Here is a 24,034-nt window from a genome sequence, read left to right on the forward strand (position 1 = left end):
CAGTTGTCATCACATGGCAAGGGTTAACGGGCGGGTGAGTTCTATTTAACGGGCAGGAAATCTTGGCGTCATGGGCTGGTGAGGTTATGCGACATATTTCCCGAAATACCGCGAAAGTTCTCGAAGACTCTTGCCATGCTGTGAAAATTGCTTTTTACTAAGTGGCAAGACATGGTGATCCAGACCACTTGAAAGCAGGCCAGGCAATGGCAGCAGATTCTTCGACTCGGACGGTAGAGCGGGCGCTCGCCCTCTTGGGGGCAGTTTGCTCCGAGGGAGCCATTGCGTTGAGCGACGCCGCACGGGTTGCGGACCTCTCGCCCAGCACGGCTCTTCGCCTTCTCCGCACCCTTGAAGGCGTTGGCTTCGTCTCAAGAGACGACGGCGGAAACTTCCGTCCGGGCGCCAGCATCATCCAGCTGGGTGCGCTCGCACTCGGCAAGGAATCACTCGTCTCGTTGTGCACGCCCGCCATGAAGCGTCTCGTCGCAACAACGCGCGAATCCTGCTATCTGAGCATTCCCGGGGTTGGGGACACGGGAATCTACATTGCGATCGTCGAGGGCACTCACTCGATCAGGCACTCCAGCTGGGTCGGACGGAGCATTCCGCTCGAAGGCACAGCGTCCGGCCAAGTACTCAAGGGCGAACATCCTGAGCGTGGCTTTGCCGTAGTGCGCAGCGGTGTGGAGGACGACGTTACGGCCATTGCTGCGCCGGTGGTGATGGGAGGACGAACGGTGGCTTCGCTCAGCGTCGTGGTTCCCAGCTACCGCGTGGATGAGCTGAAGGCCCTCAAAATCGGCCAGCAACTGGTGGAGGAAGCTGACAACATCCTCACCCTGAACACCGACAACCATGAGCTACCCCAGGAAAGCATGGAAGCAAAATGATCAAGTTTGAAAATGTCACCAAGGCCTACCCTGATGGCACGGTCGCCGTCGACGGCCTCAACCTGGAGGCGCCGACGGGCAAGCTGACCATCCTTGTTGGTCCCTCAGGCTGCGGCAAGACCACCTCGCTGAGGATGATCAACCGCCTCATCGAACCTACTAGCGGCACCATTTACCTCGATGACGAGCCTACTTCCGGCATGGACGCAGCGTTACTCCGCCGCCGAATCGGCTACGTCATCCAGCACGCGGGGCTCTTCCCGCACAAGACCATCGTGGACAACGTCTCCACCATGCCGGTCCTCCTCGGCGAAAGCCGCCAGAAGGCCCGGACCAAAGCTCTGGAACTGATGGAGCGCGTGGGGCTTCCCACGAGCTTCGCCACGCGATACCCATGGCAGCTGTCCGGCGGCCAGCAGCAGCGCGTCGGTGTGGCCCGGGCCCTGGCCGCTGACCCCGCGTTCATGCTGATGGATGAACCGTTCAGCGCAGTGGATCCCGTGGTCCGTGGCCAGCTGCAGGAGGAGTTCCTCCGCCTCCAGCGCGAGATCGGCAAGACCATCATCATGGTCACCCACGACATTGACGAAGCCCTCAAGCTGGGCGACCAGGTGGCCGTGATGCGCGTCGGCGGCAAGCTGGCGCAGATGGCTACTCCGTCTGAGCTGCTCACTTCTCCCGCAGACGAGTTCGTTGCCGACTTCGTTGGCCGGGACCGCGGCTACCGCTCGCTCGGGTTCACCAAGACCGCAGGCACTGTGGCCATCGGCGAAGAAGCTGTGGTGCAGCTTGGGACATCCGTTGATGAGGCCCGCGCCAAGGCGTCGGGTGCTTGGGTCCTGGTGGTCGACGGCGGCAGGAAGCCCCTCGGTTGGGCTCAGCCTGACCTTCTCAACGGTGAGGTGAAGCGCGAGAACCTGAACCTCAGCGGCATCCCGGCCGCGGCATCAGGGACGATGCGCCAGCTGCTCGATGCGGCCCTTTCCTCCCCCAGCCGTCGCGGTGTCGTGGTCAACGAGCATGGTGAGCTGATCGGCACGGTGACTGCCACGGACGTGGTCAAGGCCATTGAGGCCGAGCCGCACTTGGAGACGGCACGATGAACTTCGAATGGCTGGGCCGCCAGTTCGACAACATTGTGTTCCTGTTCGGCTGGCACGTCCTGCTGGCTGTCACCCCGCTGATCCTGGGCTTGCTCATCGCTTTACCCCTGGGCTGGTGGGCGCACCGGAGCCGCCGCATCTACCCACTGCTGGTGGGCGTGGCGGGTTTGCTCTACACGGTCCCGTCCCTGGCGCTCTTCGTCTTGCTGCCGCTGGTCCTGGGCACCAAGATCCTGGACCCGCTCAACATTGTGGCCGCCCTGACCATCTACACCGTGGCCCTCCTGGTCCGGGTGGTAGCGGATGCGCTGGACTCCGTCCCTGAGGACACCGTCCAAGCCGCAAAGGCCATGGGTTACCGCGGCTACCAAAGCCTCCTGAAGGTTGAACTTCCCGTGGGTGTCCCGGTCATTTGTGCCGGCCTGCGCGTTGCCGCCGTCTCCAACGTCAGCCTCGTCTCCGTCGCTGCGCTGCTTGGCATTCCGCAGCTTGGTTCGCTCTTCACGCAGGGCTTCCAGCTCCGTTTCTACACGCCGATCATCGCGGGCATAGTGCTCTGCGTGGTCCTGGCCATGATCCTGGACGGGCTGATCATCCTCATCAACCGGTGGCTGACACCGTGGACCCCCAAGGTGGTGGCATCGTGAACTACTTGTTCGACCCCGCGCATTGGAGCGGCGCCGACGGCATCCCAACGCTGATAGCCGAGCATCTCCTCTACTCCCTCATCGCCCTGGCTGTGGCTGCGGTCATCGCCGTCCCGCTTGGTATCTACATCGGCGTCACGGGCAAGGGCGTGTTCATGATCGCCGGCCTCGCCAACGCCCTCCGGGCACTTCCCAGCGTCGGTTTGCTGATCCTGTTGGTCCTGCTCATCTCGCCTGCCTTCCCGTCCCGCATGGGCTACGTACTGCCGAGCCTCATCGTGCTGGTTCTGCTGGCAGTCCCGCCCATCCTTACCAACACCTATGCCGGCGTCCGGGCGGTGGATGCTGCCGCCGTCGACGCGGCCAAGGGCATGGGTTTCCGTACCATGAAGATCCTCACGGATGTCCAGCTTCCTTGCTCCCTTCCGCTGGTTTTGTCCGGTGTCCGCAGTGCCCTACTGCAAATCATCTCGACGGCGACCATCGCCGCATACATTTCGCTTGGCGGCCTTGGTCGCCTCCTTATCGACGGCAAGGCCCAGAACGACTACAGCCAGATGGTTGCAGGCGCGGTCCTCGTCGCATTGCTGGCCTTGTTCTTCGACCAGCTCCTCGCCTTCATCACCCGCCGCGTTGTCTCACCCGGACTCACCCGGCGCACTATCAAGTCGGCTCCTGAAGCCGAGCCCGTGAAGACCCCCGTCACGGTCTAGCCACTACCCTTTTGCACCTCCACCCCACCCCCACCTGGCCGCTGCATGTCCTGCAGGGCCGTTCCAGGAGAGCTGACATGAAGAAGTACCTCACCGGTTTCACCCTCGCGGCAGTTGCCGCAATCACCCTGAGCGCCTGCGGCGGCGGGGATCCCATGAGTACGTCCAACACTGCGGCAGGAGCCTCTGGCGACAGCATCATCGTTGGTTCCGCGGACTTCCCGGAGAGCCAACTGATCGCCAAGATCTACGCCGAAGCCCTCAAGGCCAAAGGCGTAGAGGTTACCGAGAAGCCAAGCATTGGCAGCCGCGAGGTCACCATCCCCGCCCTCAAGGACGGTTCCATCGACCTCATGCCCGAGTACGGCGGAGCGCTCCTGCAGTACCTGGACTCAGCCACCAAGGCTGTTTCCTCCGAGGACGTTGCCAAAGAACTGACAACCAAGATCCCGGCCGGCCTCACTGTCCTGACGGCTTCCGAAGCGGAGGATAAGGACGTCCTGGCCGTCAAGAAGGACATCGCCGACCAGTACAAGCTCAAGACCATCGAAGACCTTCAGCCCGTTGCCAAGGAGCTCGTGCTGGGCGGCCCGCCGGAGTGGAAGACCCGCCTCAACGGCGTCGCCGGCCTGAAGTCCGTCTACAACCTTGAGTTCAAGGAATTTTCAGCGCTCGACGCCGGTGGGCCGCTCACGCTGAATGCGCTCCTTTCCGGCCAGGTACAGGTAGCGGACCTCTTCAGCACGGATCCGGCGCTGGCGGAGAACAACCTGGTGGCACTTGAGGACAACAAGAACCTCTTCCTCTCCGAGAACATCGTGCCGGTCATCAATGAGAAGAAGTCGACAGACGCCGTCAAGGAAACGCTGGACAAGGTCTCTGCAGCGCTCACCACCGAGGACCTGATCAAGATGAACGGTCGTGTGGCCAAGTTCGAGGACATCGGCGAAATCGCCAAGGAATGGCTCAAGACCAAGAACCTGGGCTAATCCCGCTGCCCTGCGGGTTCCCGGCTAATAGGAGTAAAGAATGACTGCTGATTTCACTACAGGAGCCCGTCCGGTCAAGGCTGCCCGGGGTACTGAGCTCACTGCCAAGTCGTGGCAGACCGAGGCGCCGTTGCGCATGCTGATGAACAACCTGGATCCGGAGGTCGCTGAGCGTCCTGATGATCTGGTGGTTTACGGAGGCACGGGCCGCGCAGCGCGTTCGTGGGCTGCGTTTGATGCGATTACCCGGACCCTGGAGACCATGGAGAAGGACGAGACCCTCCTGGTCCAGTCGGGCAAGCCGGTGGGTGTGTTCCGCACGAATGAGTGGGCGCCGCGGGTGTTGCTGGCCAACTCGAACCTGGTGGGGGATTGGGCGACGTGGCCTGAGTTCCGCCGCCTCGAGGCTGAGGGTTTGATGATGTACGGCCAGATGACCGCCGGGTCCTGGATTTACATCGGCACCCAGGGCATCCTGCAGGGCACGTACGAAACGTTTGCCGCCGTCGGCAACAAGCTCGCTGCTGTTAGGCAGAACACTGGCCGTCATCCGGCCCCGACTGGTTCCACGGAGGGGCCTTTGGCCGGCACTTTGACGTTGACCGGTGGGTGTGGTGGCATGGGCGGGGCCCAGCCGCTGGCCGTGACGTTGAACGACGGCGCCTGCTTGATTGTTGATGTGGATGAGTCCCGCCTGCGTCGACGTGTGGGCAAGCGGTACCTGGACGAGGTCGAAACCGATTTGGACACCGCGCTCGCGAAGGTCCAGGCCGCGAAGGATGAACGCCGCGGTTGGTCTGTCGGTTATGTGGGCAACGCCGCGGAGGTGTTCCCGGAATTGCTGCGCCGCCACAAGGCCGGCGAGGTCACTTTTGATGTGGTCACGGACCAGACGTCCGCGCATGACCCGTTGTCGTACCTGCCCGAGGGCATCACGGTGGCTGAGTGGCATACCGAGGCCGAGGCGGATCCGGAAGGGTTCACGAAGAAGGCCCAGGCTTCCATGGCCCGTCAGGTGCAGGCGATGGTGGAATTCCAGGATGCTGGCTCTGAGGTGTTTGATTACGGTAACTCAATCCGTGATGAGGCCCGTAAGGGCGGGTATGACCGGGCGTTTGAGTTCCCCGGCTTCGTCCCGGCGTACATCCGTCCGTTGTTCTGCGAGGGTCTTGGCCCGTTCCGCTGGGTCGCACTCTCCGGTGACCCGGAAGACATCCGCGTAACCGATGAAGCCATCAAGGAACTGTTCCCGGAGAACACCCACCTGCACAAGTGGATTGATGCCGCGGCCGAGCGGGTGGAGTTCGAGGGCCTGCCGGCACGTATTTGCTGGCTCGGGTACGGCGAACGGGCCAAGGCCGGGTTGTTGTTCAATCAGTTGGTGAAGGAGGGCAAGGTCAAGGCCCCGATCGTGATCGGCCGTGACCACCTGGACTCCGGTTCGGTGGCGTCTCCGTATCGGGAGACCGAGTCCATGAAGGACGGCTCGGACGCGGTTGCTGACTGGCCGCTGCTGAACGCACTGACCGCTGCATCCTCGGGTGCTACCTGGGTGTCCATCCACCACGGCGGCGGTGTCGGTATTGGCCGGTCCATCCACACCGGACAGGTTTCCGTCGCCGACGGCACCGACCTGGCTGCCGAGAAGCTCGAACGGCTCCTGACCAACGACCCCGGCATGGGCGTCATCCGCCACGTCGACGCCGGCTACGACCGCGCCATCGAGGTCGCCAACGAACGCGGCGTCCGCATCCCCATGAACGAGAACTAAGAACATGACCATCCCCACGAACTCCCTAACCACGCGGGCTCGGTCCGGGAACCCTGCTCGCGTGGGCCCGGAGGACGGTTCCTCGGAAGGAAGCCAATGATGGCGTCCACCAGCTCCACTACGGAGCGTTTCCCAACGGATTGCGACTCTCCCCAGGTGGTGGTTGGCCCGCCGGCCGATACAGTCCCGCGGGAACGGGTTCCTGCCCGGGGGGTTCGGGATGTGTGGAATCCAGTCCGCATTGCTCCCGAAACCGATTAGCTTGCCACCATCGCCACACCTGCCGGCAAACGTCCATGACAACGTCGACGACGGATGAAAGGATCCCTCCATGATCGAGATCGACGGCCGGAACTTGGCCTTGGCGGATATCGCAGCCGTTGCAGACGGCGCTTCAGTCCACCTCGCACCTGATGCGTTGATCCGCATGGCCGGCTCGCAGGAGTCAGCCATTGCCACAGCCTCGCGACGGCCCGTTTATGGCCGTTCAACCGGGGTTGGCGCGAATCGGACTGTTGCTTTGGCGGAAGCAGACGGGGGCGACTCCCATGGTCTCAAGCTTCTGCGCAGCCACGCCGTTGATGCGGGCAAGCCTTTGGACCGCCGGACCGTCCGAGCCATGTTGGTGGTCAGGCTGTCCCAGTTGGCGGCCGGTGGGTCGGGGATCAACCCCGACGTTGCCGTGGCGCTCACTGAGCTGATCAACGCGGACATTGTGCCTGAAATCCGGGAGTTCGGCGGCATTGGTACGGCAGATTTGCAAGCACTGGCGGGGACTGCGCTCACGATGCTCGGGGAGCGCAGTCCCCTGGGTGGGGGAGGAACGCAACGCATCGTGCCGGGTTGGGCTACGGCCGATGCCCTGCCCTTCATCAGCTCCAGTGCTTTGACGATCGCCCAGGCCGTCCTTGCTCATCAGGAATTATCGAGGCTCCTGGACAACGCGGCGTCAGTGGCCGCATTGTCTTTCGTGGCGATGTCCGGCAATGCTGAGGCGCTGAGCCCGGCGGTGGCTGCGGCGGCGGACACCCTTGCCGTGGCAGAAGCCGCGAACACCTTCCATGGCATGGTCCAGGGCAGTGGTGTGCCCTCCCGAATCCAGGATCCCTATTGCCTGCGGACCTTGCCTCAGATCTTCGGATCCCAGGCCGAGGAGCTGGACGCACTGGGGGCATTGTTGAGCCGTCTCGTGACAGCGGGAAATGAGAACCCACTGGTCCACGGGTCGATGTCCGATGGCTCAAACGACGTCGCCCACCATGGGCTCTTCCAAATGACCAATCTTGCCCGCCGTGTGGATATCTTGCAGCTGGCCATTGGTGCCGCGTGTGCAACGCATCTGCGGAGGATTGATCTCCTGTGCGACCCCAACTACACGGGCTTGCACCCCTTCCTGGCCGAGGATGGAACAGGCCAGTCCGGCGTCATGATGCTGGAGTACGTGGCCGCCGCAGCAGTAGGGCGGATTCGCTCGAACGCCCAGCCGGCAAGCCTGCAGACGGTGGTGTTGTCCCTGGGAGCTGAGGAGGACGCGAGCTTTGCGAGCACGGCCACAGCCCAGCTGCAGTCGACTGCCGAAACCTTGGCGACCGTCACTGCCGTCGAACTTGTCTGCGCGGCGCGGGCACTGAGGCTGCAGGGGCGGCGAGCTTCGGAGTTCGGCAGCCCCAGGCTGCGCGCGATGATGCAGGCTGGATTTACTTTGCCCTCCGACGTTGCCGACCGTGACCTCCGCGGCGACATGGACCAAGCCCAGCAGCTTGTTCGGGCCGCACATTAGGTCCCGATCCGCGCAGTGATTCCTGCTTCACAACAAGAACGGCAGACGGTCCGAGGACTGCCTGCCGTTCTTGTCAGCGCGATCAATGCCGCGCAAAGGGTGGATGTTGCTAGTGCGCCGGCACGGATTCCTTGGCGGCGGCCTTGGGATCCGTGAGCTTTTTGTTGGGCAACGCGAAGCTGATCAGGAAAGCGATGAGCATGAGCGCAGCGGCCGTGAGCATGACGACGTCGATCGCCTGGGCAAAGCCCTCGGTGATCGGCCTGGTCAGCGTGCTGTTGGCCGAGTGGAGCCAGCTGGTGTCGTTCAAGGACTCGTTGTTGGCGCCGTTCTTGAAGAAGTCGAACAGCTTGGCGTTAGCGGGGTCCGAAGCCACGGCCGGGTCCTTCATGACGGCTTGGTAGTCCGGGCTTGACGCCGCAGTCTTCATTCCGTCGGCGATCTTGTCAGCCGCCGTGCTGAAGAGCATGGAGATGAACACCGCAGTGCCCACTGCTCCACCCATGGAACGGAAGAACGCAGCCGTGGAGGTACCCACGCCCATGTCCTTGGGCGGAACCGAAACCTGCATGGCCAGCGTCAGCGGCTGCATGCAGAAGCCCAGTCCCACGCCGAAGAACACCGCGATCAGGCCGGGTACCCAGAGCCCGGTGTCGACGCCGAGAACCAGACCCATGACGGTAGCCGCCGCCGCCAGGACAGCCGTGCCCATGATCGGGAAGATCCGGTAGACGCCCGACGACGAGATGGTCCTGCCGGCAGAGATGGAACCGAAGAGGATGCCCACGGTGAACGTGATCATCATCAAGCCGGCTTCGGTGGGAGTCAGGCCCTTCACGAGCTGCAGGTACATGGGCAGCATGGCAATGGCCCCGAACATACCGATGCCGATGATGAAGTTCAGCAGCGATGACAATCCAAACGTCATGTTCTTGAAGAGCCGCAACGGAATCAGTGCGTAGTCTCCGGCACGCTTCTCAGCGAGCAGGAATGCGACGATGCCGATGATGCCGAGGCCGTAGCAGAGCCAGGATCCCGCGGAGGCCCAACCCCATGTACGGCCCTGTTCCGCGACCAGCAGCAGCGGAACAATGGCCAGCGTGATGGCGGCAGCACCCCAATAGTCGATCTTTTGCTTCAGGTGCCGCGCTGGAAGGTGCAGGTACAGGAAGACCACAACAAGTGCGGCGAGCCCAATAGGCAGGTTGATGAAGAAGACCCAGCGCCAGCCGTCGAAGCCCAGGATGTTGGACGAGCCTGCGAAGGCACCGCCAATCACCGGCCCCAGGACGGACGAAATGCCGAATACGGACATGAAGTAGCCCTGGTACTTGGCCCTGTCCTTCAAGGCCACGATGTCGCCAATGATGGTGAGCGCCAACGCCAGCAAGCCACCGGCACCGAGGCCCTGGATGCCGCGCGCAATGGCCAGTTCGGTCATGGAGTTGACCGACCCCGCGTACAAAGAGCCGGCAAGGAAGATCACGATGGCCACGAGGTACAGCGGGCGCCGGCCGAAGATGTCGCTGAGCTTGCCGTACAGCGGGGTGCTCACGGTTGATGTGATGAGGTACGCGGTGGTGGCCCATGCCTGAAGCGAGAGACCATCGAGGTCGTTGGCGATGGTGTAAATGGACGTGGACACGATGGTCTGGTCCAGCGATGACAGGAACATGCCGAGCATGAGTCCCACCATGACAGTGAGGGTCTGACGATGGGTCAGCACCTCACCGGCAGCCCGAACGGGCGTGGTTTTGGACATATCTTCTCCAGAGGTGGCAGAAAAGTGGATTAAGCAGGATAGTTGCTTTCAGTAACTATCTTACGGCCCACTTGATTCCCAGCGGGAGAATATTTCCTCGACTTTTTCTCTAAGTCGGCACCAGCGAGGAGTCAGCGCTCAACCAGGATGCCGTCAGGGTCGCAGTAGATCATCACGCCAGGTTGGATGCGGACGCGATCGATCACCAGCTCAACATCTACTTCTCCCACCCCTGTCTTGGCGCTCTTCTTTGGGTTGCTGCCCAGCGCCTTGACGCCAAGGGGCAGGCGGGCGATGGCCTCGCGGTCCCGGACAGCTCCGTTGATCACCACGCCGGACCAGCCGTTGGCCACCGCGCTCTCTGCAATCATGTCTCCCATGAGAGCGGTGCGCAGCGACGCCTGCCCATCAATCACCAGAACGGCTCCTTGGCCGGGAGTGTTGAGGACCGTCTTCACCAGCGCATTGTCTTCGAAGCACCGGATGGTTCGGACCTGTCCACTGAAGTGTGTGTTTCCACCCAGGTCCTGGAACTGGACGGCGATGGATTCCAGCTCCTCGCCACGTTCGTCGTACAGATCGGCTGTATTTACTTGCTCGCTCACAGTGCTGCTCCTCAATCCGGTTGAGGCCACACTAACGCTTGCATCAGGGCTGCGGCAGCGCCTGTTTCGGCCTATGTGGATAAAAGGCGCGACGGCGGTTTCATGTCGCCCTGTCGCGCTAGGCTGAATCCAAACATTCAATGAGGGGGAACCTGCCATGAGCCTGTCCGACCTACCGGGTCCAGTGCCGGATCCTGCCGTGATGCGGGGAACCACAACGGCCCTGGCCGAACCGGTGGAACGTGTTCGGCCGCTCTGGATCACGGGCGTGGTGCTGGTCAACCTGGGCATCAACGCAGTGTTCTTTGGTCCCCTCCAAGTGCTCCTGGGGCAGCAGGCCGCTCATTTCGATGAGGGGCAGAAGGAAGCGATCCTGGCTCTGGTAACCGGCTGTGGTGCAGCCGTTTCCATGGTCGCCAATCCGTTGTTCGGCGCCTTCAGTGATCGTACGACCTCCCGATTCGGCCGCCGTGTTCCATGGGTACTGATGGGTGCCATCCTGGGCGCTGTTGCGTTGGTTGCCTTGGCGGGTGCTCCCAATGTTGCCGTGATGACCTTGCTGTGGTGCCTCGTGCAGGCCGGAGCCAACGCCATGTACTCCGCCATCACTGCCGCTGTGCCGGACCGCGTACCCGTGCCGCAACGCGGAACCGTGGGCGGACTGGCTGCCATGGGGCAGACGGTGGGTATCCTCGTCGGAGCGGTGATCGCCGCCGTCGTTGCCGGTAACTTCGCCGCTGGTTACTGGGTGTGCGCCGCAGCCCTGCTGGCCGGCGTCGTGGTTTATCTTTTCAAGAGCGACGATCAACCGCTCTTATCCGGCGACCGTCCTGCGTTCAACCTGGCGAAATTCCTCAAGGGCTTCTGGGTTTCGCCCAAACGCTATCCGGATTTCGCGTGGGCATGGCTGACCCGGCTTTTGGTCAGCACGGGCAATCACATGGTCACGCTGTATTTGCTCTTCTTCCTCAGCGATGCCGTGCACCTGGAGGAAACCGAGGGCATCAAGCCGGAGTTCGGCGTTCTCATCCTCACTGGCCTGTACGCCGTTACGGTGATCATCACCAGTGTTTTGGGCGGGAGGTTGAGCGACAGGATGGGCAAGCGGAAGCCGCTGGTCATAGCTTCATCCGTCATCATCGCTGTGGCGTCGCTGATTCTCGCTTTTGCACCTACATGGATCGGTGGCCTTGCGGGTGCGATGGTGCTGGGAATCGGATTCGGAGCCTACCTTGCAGTGGACTTCGCGCTGATTACCCAGGTTCTGCCCACCGCCATGGACCGCGGCCGGGACCTGGGCATCATCAACATCGCGAACTCGCTGCCCCAAGTAGTGGCGCCATTAATCGCGTTCCCGTTTGTCGCTTATTGGGGCGGCTACGTCTCGCTGTACGTAGCCGCAGCAGTCATCGGGCTCCTGGGTGCTGTGTTCGTGGTGAAGATCAAGAGCGTCGATTAGGCCTGGAACGATTAGGCCTAGAACACGGCTGTGAAGCCACCCCAGCCCCAGCCGACGACGGATTGCCCGTACCAGCGGATGTCGGGCCGGCCGCTGTTTAAGTAGTCGGAGCCCTTGCCGTAATACATGGTGAGCCGACCTGAAGCGTCGATGCTGTAGGCATCGATTTTGTTGTCCCCGTTGAAATCGCCGGCTGAGCCCACACTGGTGAGGCCGTTGAACCCTGTACCGATGTGTTCGGTGCCGGCAAACCATCCGTTTCGAGAGGACTCATGGAGCCACAGCTCACCGTGGATGTCCCGGGAGACAACCCCCAGATTGCTCCTGCCGCCGAAGTGGCCCATCGCGAAGACGGGGTCCTGGTTGATCCAATAGGTATCCACGCCGTAGGCCTGAAGAAATCCGCCCCGACCGTTGCCGGGATAGAGGATGGCTTGATGCCATTGATCGACAACAATCAGGTCGTTGCTTCCATCGCCGTTGAAGTCGCCTGCCGCCGAAATGGTTTTGAAGCCCTGCCAGCCCTGGCCAATCTGGAAGGCCTTCTTCCAGCCTCCCGTGCCGTTGCCCTGGTACAGGAAGAGCCGCCCCTGCGCATCGCGGCCAATCACGTCCACGGTGCCGTCGCCGTCGAAGTCTCCAGGGGAGAACAAGAGATTGAAGACGTTCCAGCCGGTTCCGAGAACTTGTGCCGCGCGCCAATTGCCCCGGCCGTCGGTGGGATATAGGAGGAGACGACCGGCGGCGTCACGCGCAAAGATGTCCAGGGTGTCGTCGCCGTTGAATCCCCGGGCCCGGGGTTTCGCCGCAATTCGCAGCGGATAGTCTGCTTGCAGAGTCAGCCGGGATTCGGCGTCGTAGGAAACGGTGACAAAAACGGCGATCACCCGGCCGAGGTCCGCAGCCGTGGCCCGATACGTTGAGCCGGTGGCCCCGGCGATGGCCTGGCCGTCCCGGGTCCACCTGTAGGTGAAGGAAGGCGTGCCACCTTCGGGAATAACGAACGGAGCGTATCCGCCCAGTTCTGCCTTGAGGATGCCTCCGACAGTGGGATCGCCGTTGAGTTGGGGTTGGCCCATGTACACCGGGCGGGCGGCGGCAGGCAGCACCATATCTGCTCGGCCGGAGGCGTCCCGGTGCGGCGCTGCACTGGCAGGAGCCGCGATGAAAGGAGCGGCCATGGCCACAGCGAGGAGCGACGTTGTCAGTAGCGCGACGAGGCGGCGCGGACGGTTGGGCGCGGTCGAACGCGGGGCAGTAGCAAGGTCCAAGGATTCCCCCAAGAAATGACTGGCCATAGGGGCCAGCTGAGATCAATTGAGATGACACTACATATTTCGTGTTCGCCCCGTAAATGATTCCGGGAAACCAACGAATTTGTGAAGGAAGGCCCCGGCCGGATGGATCCGGACGAGGCCATCAACATTGAGCGGTGAGGGGGCCTAGAAGACCGCGTTGAACCCTCCCCAGCCCCAACCGACAACGCCAGAGGACTTCCAGCCACCGGAGCCGTTGCCGTAGTACATGCGCATCTGGCCGGAGGTGTCGATCCCCCAGACATCGTTGGCGCCATCGCCGTCGAAGTCGCCCGCACCGCCCAACTTGGTAATGGCGTTCCATCCTTGGCCTATCACGCTGCTGGTGTTCCAGCCGCCAAGGCCGTTGCCGCCGTAGAACCGCAGGTTTCCGGCGGCGTCACGGGCCAGGACGTCCGGTTTTCGGTCTCCATCGAAGTCACCGGGGGAGAAGATGGACGTCATGCCGTTCCACCCCCAGCCGATGGTGGTCGGGGCGAGGAACCCGGCGTGTCCGTTGCCGGGGTAGAGGATCAGTTCGCCGGACGACGTGCGCGCCAGGAGGTCGTTGTTGCCGTCTCCGTTGAAGTCATCAGCTGTAAGGATCGTGGTGAAGACACCCCAGCCCCAGCCGATCTGTTGACGCGGGTACCAGCCGCCATGCCAATCGCCGGGGTAGAGGAACAGCGAACCGGAGGCATCGCGCGCGATCACGTCATTTTCGCCATCGTTGTTGAAGTCTCCCGACGCCAGCATCTCATTGAAGATATTCCAGCCGGAGCCAACCTGGTAGGCCTGTTTCCAGGTGCCGTTTCCACCCGTGGTGTACATGCCGAGCCGGCCTGCAGAGTCGCGTACCAGGAGGTTCATTGTGTAGGGGTCCCAGTACTGGTCACGGTAAAAACCAGTGGTGTGCGGACGGTCTTTGGGGGTTCCGTAGGTGAAGTCCAAGGCGTCCAACCTGACGGCGTTGACTCCGGGGTTTGGCAGGTTGCCTGGGTTTTCGATGAGGGAACCGTCGCGCCAGTAGACCACCTCGTTGCCCGCCGAGGTGTGAATCTCAAGGTACTGCGCAAGATAGGACCCCGACGGTGTGCCCTGGGGAAACAGCAGGTCGAATGAATACGACGAATCAGCCGGGTTGTATGTCCCGTGTGTCAGTTGCCGGTGGACTGTGGACGTGGGCGCGTGCCGGAATGCGACGTAGACGTCGGTGATGAGCCCGGTTGCCTGGAAAGTGATCCGTGAAGTTGCCTGACCGCCCTCGCCCACTGAGGCCGGGGTGGTGGAGACAGCCACGGGGACCGGCGCGAAGGTGTCGTCGGCCTTCGCTGCAGGCGCTAAGCCCAAACCACTAACCAAGACGATGCCGCTCGCCATTACGGCCAGCCAATTGCGCATTCGGCGCAAAGGAGTGCTCCCCATTGTTCCCCCAAATCAAGCCGGTCCCGGATGGCCGGCGGGTGTAAGTGATTTGAGAGTACAACGGGGGAACGACAGGCCGGGAATTTGCTCGCAAAAGTTCGGGGAAAAGACAAGTCAAGTCCCAAACGCAACCGAATCCGGGTTAGAAAACGGCGGTGAGGTAGGCCCAGCCGGTGCCGATCTCATACGATTGCCGGTAGTAATATCCGTCAGGACTCATTTCCTCGCCGCGGAAAGCGCCCTGGTCCGTGACGTTGAAGAAGTAGTTGTACTGCTCCCACATGTTGAAACCACCGAGGGCACCCATGTACCGGCTTGACGCGTAATTTCCAAGCAGTACCCGTGAGGAAGACCAGCCACCCTTGCCATCTGGATAGTAGGCATGCAGTCGTCCGTCCGTACCTCTGGCAAGAATGTCGGAGACGCCGTCTCCGCTGAAGTCACCGGGCGTGAACACCTTGTTGAAGACGTTCCACCCCTGCCCGACCTGCGATGCTGCGAGCCATCCGCCACGGCCATTGCCGGGGTAGAGGAAGAGCCGGCCCTGCGCATCGCGGGCCAGGATGTCGCTTGTTCCGTCGCCGTTGAAGTCGCTGGCGGGAATGATCTCGCTGAAACCACCCCACCCGGTACCAATGACCGAAGAACCCAGCCAGCCGCCGCCCCCGTTGCCCCGGTAAAGCCACAACTGCCCCGTTCTATCACGCGCCAGGACGTCCATGCGGCCGTCGCCGTCGAAGTCGCCCGGAGATGACAAGGACGTGAAGTTTGCCCAGCCCCAGCCGATGTCTTTGCTCCCGCTCTTGAACTCTCCGCTGGAGCCTCCGGAGAACAAGGTCAGTGTGCCGTTCGGCTTCCTGGTGATCACGTCCGGCCTGCTGTCACCGTCGAAGTCACGCAGGAGCGAGTGCATCTTGACCCTTGGGTCGCTGGAGCTGCGGAAGATACCCACCACGCTTCCGGCGTAGCTGACCACCGCAGCGACACCGAGCTGCTTTCCTGCCTCACTTGGCTTGGGCTTGTAGGTGTCGCCGGTTGCTCCGGCAATAGGCTCTGCGACGTCCACCAGCCATTGGTAGCTGACCGTCGGCTTGGCTCCCGCCGGGAGCCCTTTGATGGTTGAGGGGTCGAACCCGGCCTTGACGGGGCTCCGCACGGAGACGGTGGATGGCAGTCGCGGATCAGCTGCGTCCACCAGGTAGAAGGGAGCGGTTTCCACGGTTTCCGGCAGACGCCCTGCCGCCCTTGCGGTGAGTTTCAAGGTCAGACCGGACCCCGTGCCGGCGAGGTTGTCTGGAACGCCGAACCGGCTGGACTCCGAAGTCTGCCGGACGCCATCCCGGAACCACTCGTAGGTGTACGACGAAGGCAGAGCAGACCATGTCCCGTGCTGGACTTGGAACGACAAGTTGGAGTACCCGGCTTCTTTTCTGATCCCAAGACTGGGAGGAACCAGATTGGAATTGGGCGTCAGGACATTGCCGGGGTTGGTCACGCTGAAGTCGAGACTCTCCCATGAAACAGGAAAGGTGTATTGGCTGGGCGTGCCACGGAAGTACTCCAGGGTTTCCGAGCCGTAGGAGATGATCACGCTCTGCAGTTTGTGTGACCCGTGGAAGTACGCACCCGCAGTAATGGAAGCCGACGCAGTCGCAGTCAGGGGGCCGGCGGCGGGCGTCCCTGACCATTCAATGCGGTGTTCCGTCGCGAGGAATTCATCCCTGTAGACAAAGAGCACCCGCTGGGCACGCTGGGCGAGGGTGAAGCCGATCTGCAGTGTGGAGCCAGGGGCTGCGGTGGCAGGCGAAATGCGTTTCAGGGAAGTCAACTGCGGCACCGGTTGTTCAGCTGCCACGGCTGGAGCCGCTGTCAACACAGTTCCTGGCGCCACCAGGGCGGCGGTCATCGTTAGCCCCATGAGGAGAGCCAGGAGTCGATGCACTGTGGTTTTGCGTCGGGGCGTGGCGGCCGTAGATGTAGTCAATTGATCCCCCGGGGATGTGAAGTTGGTGCCAGCATGATGTGGGTTAGAAGACGGTGTTGAAGGCGTTCCAGCCCCAACCGATGGTGGCTTGGCGTTTCAGGGCGGTGTGGCCCAACCCGTAGAACATGGTGAGCCGTCCATCGGGGTGGATCCCGTACACCTCCGGGACTCCGTCGCTGTCGAAATCTCCCGGCGCGCCAATCCGGCTGAAACCTCCCCAGCCATACCCGGCGTACGAGCTGAAGACGTTGGGGGTCCACGAATTGTCGTGGAAGTATCCGTTCCCGTCACCGTCGTATTTTCGGAGGTTGCCTTCGTTGTCGCGGGCGAAGACAATCCTCGACGACGGGGAGACGAACGTATTGAAATTGCTCCATCCACCGCTGAGGACGTGCGGGGTCAGGAAGCCGCCGCGGCCGTTGCCTGGGTAGAGGACCAGGGTGTTGGAAGCATCACGGGCAATAAGGTCTGCTGTGCCGTCGCTGTTGAAGTCGCCCGGTGCCACGATGTCCTTCATGGAACCCCATCCCTGGCCGATCTGGAAGGAGCGCAGCCAGCCACCCTGGCCGTTGCCTTGGTAGAGGAAGAGCCTGCCCGCACCATCGCGGGCCATGACGTCCACGTTGCCGTCGCCGTCGAAGTCTCCGGGGGAAAGGAGGGAGGTGAACCCGTTCCACCCTTGGCCAATCTTCTGTGCTGTCAGCCAGCCGCCGTTGCCGTTGCTGGGGTACAGCCAGAGGTTGCCGCCGGCATCACGCGCGAAGATGTCGCCTGTGCCGTCCGCGTTGAAGCCCTTGCCACGGGCTTTGTCCGAGATGGGACCCCTGAGATCCACTACCTCGGTGACGACCGATCCGGCGTCGAAACGTGCGGTGACCCCGGCCGTGATGATGTTGCCCTTGTCGGCCACGGTGGGCTTGTAGTCCCTCGAGGTTGCACCGGGGATGGGCGTTCCGTTGCGTTTCCAGACGTAGGTGTAACCGGGCTGTCCGCCGACGGGGTCGATCCCGGCGGCATCGTGTTCCAGCCGGAGTTGGCCTCCCACGGACGCGTCTCCGGTAATGCGCAGATTGCCCACCCAGACGCGGCGTGGCATGGGCCCGAATGCCGAAGTGGACACAGTGGCAGGCAGATACCCGGCCGCCCGGGCAGTCATCTTCACCCAGATCATGTTTCCGGGGTCGAAGGACATGTTGGACTGGTACGTGTCCTTGACGGCGTAGTCGATGGGTGCGCCGTTCCTGTACCACTGGAAGTCGGTGAAGGCTGGTTCAACCGGCCACGTTCCGGGGTTGATGCCAAGTTCGGTGTTGTAGACCATGGCGCCAGTGATGCTCGGGTTGACAGTGGGAGTGAGTTTCGGCAGCACCTTGGCAGGGTTGCTGACCGTGAAATCACCAGTGGAAAGTGCCGCACGCCCAACATTTCCCAACGGAACGGGCGAGGTCCGCTCCAGTGTTCCGTCACGCAGGTAGGAATCCTTGGCCAGCCCATCGAAGTAGGTGATTTCGACCCGCTCCAAGGTGTACGCACCCGCCGCCTGAGCGGCCGTGACTGCCCCCGTTGCCGTGACGGTTTGGGGGCCCGGCGCGGGGTTGCCTGTCCACGCGAGTTCGAAAGTGGTGACCTCGGAAGCGTCGCGGTAGACCAGCCTGACAGCCTGGGCAAGCTGCGAGAGCTTGACCTGGACCCCCGCGGTTTGTCCGGGTGCGACGGTGGCCTTGGACGGAAGAAAGGACGTAGGAACAGCCGCCATATAGGGGAGCAACGGGTTCTTGATCTTGAAGTCCTGCGTCGCGGGATCACCGAAGAGTGCGGTGCCGGTCCCGGGCGGGTAGACGCCGCCGCCGCGGTAATGGACCTGGGAGGCACCCGCAGTGGTAATCACCTGGATGTAGCTGACCTCGATGGTGCCATTGGGCCAGGAAGAGGCTGCAGCGACGCCGGCGACTGTGCCGGCTTTGCCGCCAGCCGGCGCTGTCCACGCCAAAGCGTGCGTCCCCGCAGCACTCCGCAGGCCCACTTCAACGCGCTTGACCGCAATGGAAGTCGTGAAGTCGAAACTGACTTGAGCGCCGGCGTCGACCGTTGCAGGGGAGGACCTCACGAAAGTGGAGAGGACCGGCGCGGCGGCCACGGCGGGTGAAACGGGCGTCACCACCACAGCCGCTACAACAAAGGCAAGCAACATCAGAAGTGCGCGAACCACCGCGGATGCAGCACGAAAGCGCAGAGCAGGATGAGACCCCAAGATTCCCCCAAATGGTGCAGACCAGAGCGGCCTGTCGAGGCCAATTGAGATGACAATACAGCCCGGCCATCCCGCGCACAGCTATTGGGATTGGATTACCGATATTCGCCGAAATGTGTCGTGCGTCAACCCAAAACGCAACCGAAATCGGCTTAGAACACCGCGGTGAACCCGCCCCAGCCCCAGCCAACAACACCGGCGCCTTTCCAGCTGCCGCTGCCGCTGCCGTAATACATGTTCAGTTGGCCGGCGGAGTCTATGGCCCAGACGTCGTTGAGGCCGTCACCGTTGAAGTCGCCTGCGCCGCCGATACGCGACATGACATTCCAGCCTGTGCCGACGGCCCGGGCGGTGGTCCAGCCGCCGTTTCCGTTGCCCCCGTAAAGCCGGAGGTTCCCGGCGCTATCGCGGCCCATGACGTCTGGATTGCCGTCGCCGTCGAAGTCGCCGGGAGAGAAGACCTGGCTGAGGGCATCCCAACCCTGGCCAACAGCGCCGGGGGAACGGAATCCACCCACCCCGTTGCCGGGATAGAGGACCAACGCACCTGAGGGTGTCCGGGCGAGGAGATCGTTGTTCCCGTCTCCTGAGAAATCACCCGCTGCGATGACGGAGTCGAAGACGTCCCAGCCCCAGCCGACCTCCTTGCGCGGCAGCCAGCCGCCGGTCCCATTGCCCGGATAGAGGAAAAGGGTGCCGGCATCGTCGCGGGCCAGGACGTCGTTGAAGCCGTCGCCGTTGAAGTCGCCTGCGTTGAACACGAGATCGAAAACGCCCCAGCCAAACCCGATGGTTTTCACTGTTTGCCAGCGTCCGGCACCGTCAGTGGGGTAAAGAAGGAGGTTCGCCGCAGCGTTCCGGGCGAACAGATCCAACGAGGTACCGGCGTCGAAACCTGCTGTGTGGGCCTTGTTCCGCACCACTGTGCGGCTGTAGACCGTAAACGGCCGCACGGCCGTGGCAGGATTGCCTGCCTGGACTGTCGCGCGGAAGCCGACGACGGCGCCACGGTCGGCTGCGGTCAGGGTGTAGGTTTTGGCGGTGGCCCCGTTAATAGGGGTACCGTTCCGCACCCACTCGTACCGGACGCTGACGGGGCCGCCGGCTGTTCCCGTGGAGACGCTGCCTTCATCGAAGACACCTGTGAGTTTCTCGCCGACGGTCAGCTTTCCTTGGAGTGTGGGGGTGCTGGCCGTGATGGGCGATGTTGGTGTGAGCGGCAGGGACGAGGCCGACACAGCCCGGTATCCTGCCCGCGTGGCAGTGACCCGGGCTGACAGGGTTTGGTCCAGGTCGGCTTCGGCTACCCGGTACGTGTTGAGCGTCGCTCCGGGGATGGGCTGGCCGCTCCGGAGCCACTGGTAGGCAAAGCCGGTAGGTGGATAGGTCCACGAGCCGTTGCTTGTAGTCAGCACTTGGTCGTAGCGTGCCACGCCTGTGACGACTGGTGGCTTGGTGTTGGGATTGTCCACCAGGGGGAAGCTGGGGTTGTTGACGGCGAAGTCCACACCGTCAAGGGCGCCGGGCCGTTGCGTCGGCGCTTCGAGGCCTTGGCTGAGGAAGAGGATGTTGCCGTCGCGGCCATAGCGAACGGAGCCTTTGCCGGCTGGAAGCACGATGCTGACGCTGAGGAGCTTGTAGCGCCCTGTCCGTTTGAAGGCACTTCCGTTCACTGGCACCTTGGCCTGAGCGCTGTACGGTCCGGGCGCTTGGCTGGTGGGGCCGTAGAGGGTGGCCTGCTCCAGGGTGTCTTCATTGACGTAGGTGAAACCCACTTCCTGGGCCGGACCGCTCAGGGTGAAAGACAAGGAGATGGTGTTACCGGGCACTACCGTGGCCGGCGATGTTCGCGTGACCACTGTGGGCAGTGGCACGTCCGGACCGGCTGCCATGGCATGCGGGGGAGGAACTGCGATGGCCAGGGCGGCGCACAGCAGAGCGGCCAGAAGGACGCGAAAACTTGTGCCTGCGGAGCGCGCGGAAGCAAGCATTGTCATGGTTTCCCCAATCCCTAGAACACTGCGTTGAACCCGCCCCAGCCCCATCCGATGGTGCCGGCACCGTTCCAGCCGCCGTCGCCGTCGCCGTAGTAGGCAAGCAGTTGGCCGGAGCCGTCCACTGCGTAGACGTCCGCATTACCATTGCCGTCGATATCGCCGGCCGCACCAATGGTGGACATTCCGCCCCAACCCTGGCCGACGATGGCCATGCCTGCCCAGCCGCCTGTCCCGTTGCCGCGATACAGACGCAAGGCGCCCGCGGTGTCACGGGCAAGGATGTCCACGTTGCTGTCGCCGTTGAAGTCGCCGGGGGTGATCATCGTGTTGACGACGTTCCAACCGCTGCCGACCACCGACCGGTTAAGCCATCCGCCGTCGCCGTTGCCCGGGTACAGGTACAGGAGGCCGCCGGAATCGCGGGCGAGGATGTCGTTGTGGCCGTCGCCGTTGAAGTCGCCGGGGGAAACGATCGAGTTGAAGGCGTTCCAGCCGCTGCCTACCTGGCGCCCGGCGAGAAAACCGCCGTTGCCCGTTCCGGCGTAAAGGAAGAGATTGCCGGCCGAATCCTTGGCCAGGATGTCGTTGGCGCCGTCGCCGTTGAAATCGCCGGGGGACACCACAGTTCCGAAGCCGTTCCAGCCCGGCCCCACTGTCCTGGCGGATTCCCAGGCGTTGTTGACGCGCGGGTACATCATGAGGGTGCCGTCGGAGCGGCGGGCCAGCATTTCGTACGCACCGCGGCTGGTGAACCCGTTGGCACGGTTGGAGGCTGAGATCGGGGCGGTTTCTTCGCTGGAGACTTCCAGCGGCTCGCACCCGTTTTGGCTGGCTGCGACGTGGGCGGCAATGGTCTTGCCGCGATCTGATTCGTCGAGCGTGTAGGTCCACCAGGCCCAGTGGTCCTCGGCGAGGACGCCGTCGCGGGTCCAGTAAATGCGGTAGTCCGGGCCGGCCGCGGCGCCGCACCCACGGTAGGAAGCAGGATCTATTTCAAGCGTGAGCGTTGAGCCGACAAACGGGGAACCGTGAATCACGGGATCCGAAGGGTCCATGGTTGCCATGGCAGGGGCCGGAGCGAAAGCGAGTGCGGCGACGACCGCCGCGGCAATGCCTGCCACCACTCGGCGCACACCTGACGTAGGGCGTGTTGGTGCGTTCATGATGTCCTCCCCAGACTTTATGGGGCTAATTCTACCGCGGCGGGGATTTCTCTAGAAGATCGATGTGAAATTGCCCCAACCATTACCTGCTACGTCAGTCCCGCGCCATCCGGTGCGCCCGTTGCCGTAGTAGATCACCAGGCGGCCTTGCTGGTCGACGCCATAGACGTCGTTGAAGCCGTCATTATCAAAGTCTCCGGCCGCGCCCGCTGCTTTGAGCGCGTTCCAGCCGACACCGATCAACCATGACCTGGTCCAGCCGCCGGCACCGTTGCCGCCGTAGTAGTACAGGTAACCGCTGCGGTCCCGGGCAAGCACGTCCACGTTGCCGTCGCCGTTAAAGTCCCCCGGCGTCAGCAGCGCGTCCATCACTTGCCAGCCCTGCCCGACGACGGTTCTCGCCAACCAGCCTCCGGAACCATTGCCCGGGTACAGGTAGAGGGTGCCGCCGGGCTCGCGCGCGAGGATGTCGTTGTTGCCGTCGCCATTGAAGTCCCCGGGGCTGACGATTGAGTCGAAGATATTCCAGCCCTTGCCGATGGTCTGCGCTGGTTTCCAGCCGCCTGTTCCGTCCCCTGCGTAGAGGTACAGGGTCCCCGCGGCATCCCTGGCAATGACATCGCCCTTGCCATCACCGTTGAAGTCTCCGGGTGAGAGTGTCAGGTTGAAGATGTTCCAGCCCCACCCCACGGTGCGGGCCGCTTCCCAGGCGTTGCCCTTGCGGCCGTATAGCTGCAATGCGCCGTCGGTGCCCCTGGCCAGGAGTTCGAAGCTCCGGCCGGTGAAGCCGGCAGCCCGGTTTGCGGCGCCCACGGGTTTGGTCTCGTCGCTGTGCAGCGATTCGCCGCCGCACGCGGTTTTACTGGCAGTGACGTGCACGGCCATCCGGGCTCCCGTGTCATCCGGCTGCAGCGCGTAGGACCGCGCTGTTTCGCCGGCCACCAGGAATCCGTCACGGGTCCAGTAGACGGTGAAGTCCGGGCCTTTGCCGCCCCCGCACCCATAGAACGTGTAAGGGCCAATGTCTGTGGTCAGCTTCTGGCCGACGAACGCTTCACCGCTGAGTACGGGGTCCGGCCCGCTGCTTGTAGCGGCCGACGCCGGCAGGGGGCAGAGTGCCATGGCCGCCACTGTGGCGGTCAGCAGCGTTGCTGCCATCCGGCGTCGAAATTTCCCCATGTGTTCCTCCAAATCAGCGGCTCAAACCTTCCTGCAGTGTATGTGCGCTGGACAGCAATAGCCGGGAGCGGCATGAGCCTGTTGATGCAGGGCAAGCTCTCAGGAAACGGTCATTTAGCTCCCGTATTATTGATGCGATCGGCCAGCCACGGGTCTTGGACCCCAGCCGGCCGCTTCCTTGCCAGCCTGCCAAGAGATCGCCGGAAATGCCCGCATCAAACTCACTGGAACCGTACTCCCTTGACCTGACCACGGGGTTGCCCCGTATGGCTGCCGCACCCACCACCCCGCGGCAGCAGCTGCGCTATGCCCGCATCCTTAAAACCGCGGCCGGCTTCGCCCAGCGGCAGTTCGATACCTTGAGCCTTTCCGACGTCGCCGCCCGGGCTGATATTCCGCTCGGCACGCTGTACCGCTACTTTCCCTCCACGGCCCACCTCATGCTGGCTGTCTACAGGCAGCAGCTGCGGGAACTCCGGGATGGTGTTCGCCGCCGCGAAGGCAAGGGGCACGCGCTCGCTGGTTTGATGATGGAGATCTTTCATCTGAGGGTCATGCAGCCGGGCGTTGAGCACTGCCTCATCCGGCCTGCAGGCAAGGACGATGACACGGCTCAGCTTTTGCGGGAGATCGATGCCCTGTCCGAGGAAGTGGTGGGCTCGCTGAGTAAGGACACGGGCAAGGACGCCGTCAGGGCCAGGATCCTGTTGCATCTGGTCAGTGGCCTGGTCCAGGCGGTCCGGTGCCGTAGGTTATCGCTCTTCGAGGCCGAAAAGGATCTGAAGAAGGCCTGCACCCTATTGACTGGTGAATGACGAAATATGCTCACTGGTCTAGACCAGAATGCGCTGAGAATGCGGTTTTTGGCATGACCTGAGTCACATTTAGATCTGGTTGAACGTTTTACTCTCGAATCGTCTCTCTTGGTATTGAATCTTGTACCCTCCAGGTCTCCCTAGGCTGGAAACACCGAAGCGGCTAGCAGCCCCCTATCTGCAGAAGCAACGCCGGACCAGAC

General features: G+C 62.8%; 18 protein-coding genes. 9 read left to right on the forward strand and 9 right to left on the reverse strand.

The genetic code is table 11. The annotated features are described in order from the left end of the window. Positions 1-206 precede the first annotated feature (206 nt). From N7568_RS11275 to N7568_RS11305, 7 genes are all read left to right on the forward strand, one after another. Entirely contained in the window at positions 207-893 is a 687-nt protein-coding gene (locus tag N7568_RS11275; RefSeq protein ID WP_261609911.1) for an IclR family transcriptional regulator, read from the forward strand. Further along, a complete protein-coding gene (locus N7568_RS11280; protein WP_261609912.1) occupies positions 890-1,996 on the forward strand; it encodes an ATP-binding cassette domain-containing protein in 1,107 nt (368 codons plus the stop codon). Before N7568_RS11275 ends, N7568_RS11280 begins: the two co-directional genes overlap by 4 nt. After that, complete coding sequence (locus tag N7568_RS11285) at positions 1,993-2,643, forward strand: ABC transporter permease (RefSeq protein WP_261609913.1); 651 nt, start codon at positions 1,993-1,995, stop codon at positions 2,641-2,643. Before N7568_RS11280 ends, N7568_RS11285 begins: the two co-directional genes overlap by 4 nt. Beyond that, positions 2,604-3,356 (forward strand): ABC transporter permease, encoded by a 753-nt coding sequence (locus N7568_RS11290; protein WP_261609914.1) that lies wholly within the window; start codon positions 2,604-2,606, stop codon positions 3,354-3,356. Before N7568_RS11285 ends, N7568_RS11290 begins: the two co-directional genes overlap by 40 nt. Before the next feature lie 77 nt (positions 3,357-3,433). Beyond that, positions 3,434-4,345: an ABC transporter substrate-binding protein gene (locus tag N7568_RS11295; RefSeq protein WP_261609915.1), complete on the forward strand. Its 912-nt coding sequence runs from the start codon at positions 3,434-3,436 to the stop codon at positions 4,343-4,345. Positions 4,346-4,385: 40 nt separating this feature from the next. Continuing rightward, a complete protein-coding gene (locus tag N7568_RS11300; RefSeq protein WP_261609916.1) occupies positions 4,386-6,116 on the forward strand; it encodes a urocanate hydratase in 1,731 nt (576 codons plus the stop codon). Positions 6,117-6,447: 331 nt separating this feature from the next. Then, a complete protein-coding gene (locus tag N7568_RS11305) occupies positions 6,448-7,896 on the forward strand; it encodes an aromatic amino acid lyase (protein ID WP_261609917.1) in 1,449 nt (482 codons plus the stop codon). 109 nt (positions 7,897-8,005) lie between these two features. Here the strand turns inward: N7568_RS11305 and N7568_RS11310 are convergent, their stop codons facing one another. Both N7568_RS11310 and rraA read right to left on the reverse strand, forming a co-directional pair. After that, positions 8,006-9,658 (reverse strand): MDR family MFS transporter, encoded by a 1,653-nt coding sequence (locus N7568_RS11310; protein WP_261609918.1) that lies wholly within the window; start codon positions 9,656-9,658, stop codon positions 8,006-8,008. A 131-nt stretch (positions 9,659-9,789) separates the two neighbouring features. Next, on the reverse strand, positions 9,790-10,263 hold the full coding sequence (gene rraA / locus N7568_RS11315; protein WP_261609919.1) for a ribonuclease E activity regulator RraA: 474 nt from the start codon (positions 10,261-10,263) through the stop codon (positions 9,790-9,792). A 157-nt stretch (positions 10,264-10,420) separates the two neighbouring features. Between rraA and N7568_RS11320 the strand changes: the two genes are divergently transcribed. After that, positions 10,421-11,722, forward strand: a complete 1,302-nt coding sequence (locus tag N7568_RS11320) for an MFS transporter (RefSeq protein WP_261609920.1) — start codon at positions 10,421-10,423, stop codon at positions 11,720-11,722. Between the two features lie 17 nt (positions 11,723-11,739). On the opposite strand, the gene N7568_RS11325 is transcribed toward N7568_RS11320, so the two are convergent. From N7568_RS11325 to N7568_RS11355, 7 genes are all read right to left on the reverse strand, one after another. Beyond that, positions 11,740-13,020 carry a VCBS repeat-containing protein gene (locus N7568_RS11325; RefSeq protein WP_261609921.1) on the reverse strand — a complete coding sequence of 427 codons (1,281 nt, stop codon included), beginning with the start codon at positions 13,018-13,020 and terminating at the stop codon, positions 11,740-11,742. 144 nt (positions 13,021-13,164) lie between these two features. Then, positions 13,165-14,397 carry an FG-GAP repeat domain-containing protein gene (locus N7568_RS11330; RefSeq protein WP_261609922.1) on the reverse strand — a complete coding sequence of 411 codons (1,233 nt, stop codon included), beginning with the start codon at positions 14,395-14,397 and terminating at the stop codon, positions 13,165-13,167. Between the two features lie 187 nt (positions 14,398-14,584). Next, positions 14,585-16,426 (reverse strand): FG-GAP repeat domain-containing protein, encoded by a 1,842-nt coding sequence (locus tag N7568_RS11335; protein WP_261609923.1) that lies wholly within the window; start codon positions 16,424-16,426, stop codon positions 14,585-14,587. Positions 16,427-16,469: 43 nt separating this feature from the next. After that, positions 16,470-18,635 carry a VCBS repeat-containing protein gene (locus N7568_RS11340; RefSeq protein ID WP_261609924.1) on the reverse strand — a complete coding sequence of 722 codons (2,166 nt, stop codon included), beginning with the start codon at positions 18,633-18,635 and terminating at the stop codon, positions 16,470-16,472. A 194-nt stretch (positions 18,636-18,829) separates the two neighbouring features. Beyond that, on the reverse strand, positions 18,830-20,674 hold the full coding sequence (locus N7568_RS11345) for a VCBS repeat-containing protein (protein ID WP_261609925.1): 1,845 nt from the start codon (positions 20,672-20,674) through the stop codon (positions 18,830-18,832). A gap of 14 nt (positions 20,675-20,688) precedes the next feature. Further along, the gene (locus tag N7568_RS11350; protein ID WP_261609926.1) at positions 20,689-21,837 is read right to left on the reverse strand and encodes an FG-GAP repeat domain-containing protein; all 1,149 of its coding nucleotides are present in this window, start codon (positions 21,835-21,837) and stop codon (positions 20,689-20,691) included. 51 nt (positions 21,838-21,888) lie between these two features. Next, positions 21,889-23,016, reverse strand: a complete 1,128-nt coding sequence (locus N7568_RS11355; RefSeq protein ID WP_261609927.1) for an FG-GAP repeat domain-containing protein — start codon at positions 23,014-23,016, stop codon at positions 21,889-21,891. Between the two features lie 206 nt (positions 23,017-23,222). On the opposite strand from N7568_RS11355, the gene N7568_RS11360 reads away from it, so the two are divergent. Continuing rightward, positions 23,223-23,831, forward strand: a complete 609-nt coding sequence (locus N7568_RS11360) for a TetR/AcrR family transcriptional regulator (RefSeq protein ID WP_261609928.1) — start codon at positions 23,223-23,225, stop codon at positions 23,829-23,831. Positions 23,832-24,034: the final 203 nt, after the last annotated feature.

The sequence above is a fragment of the Paenarthrobacter aurescens genome (genome assembly GCF_025421775.1).
In the GTDB taxonomy this organism is placed as follows: domain Bacteria; phylum Actinomycetota; class Actinomycetes; order Actinomycetales; family Micrococcaceae; genus Arthrobacter; species Arthrobacter aurescens_B.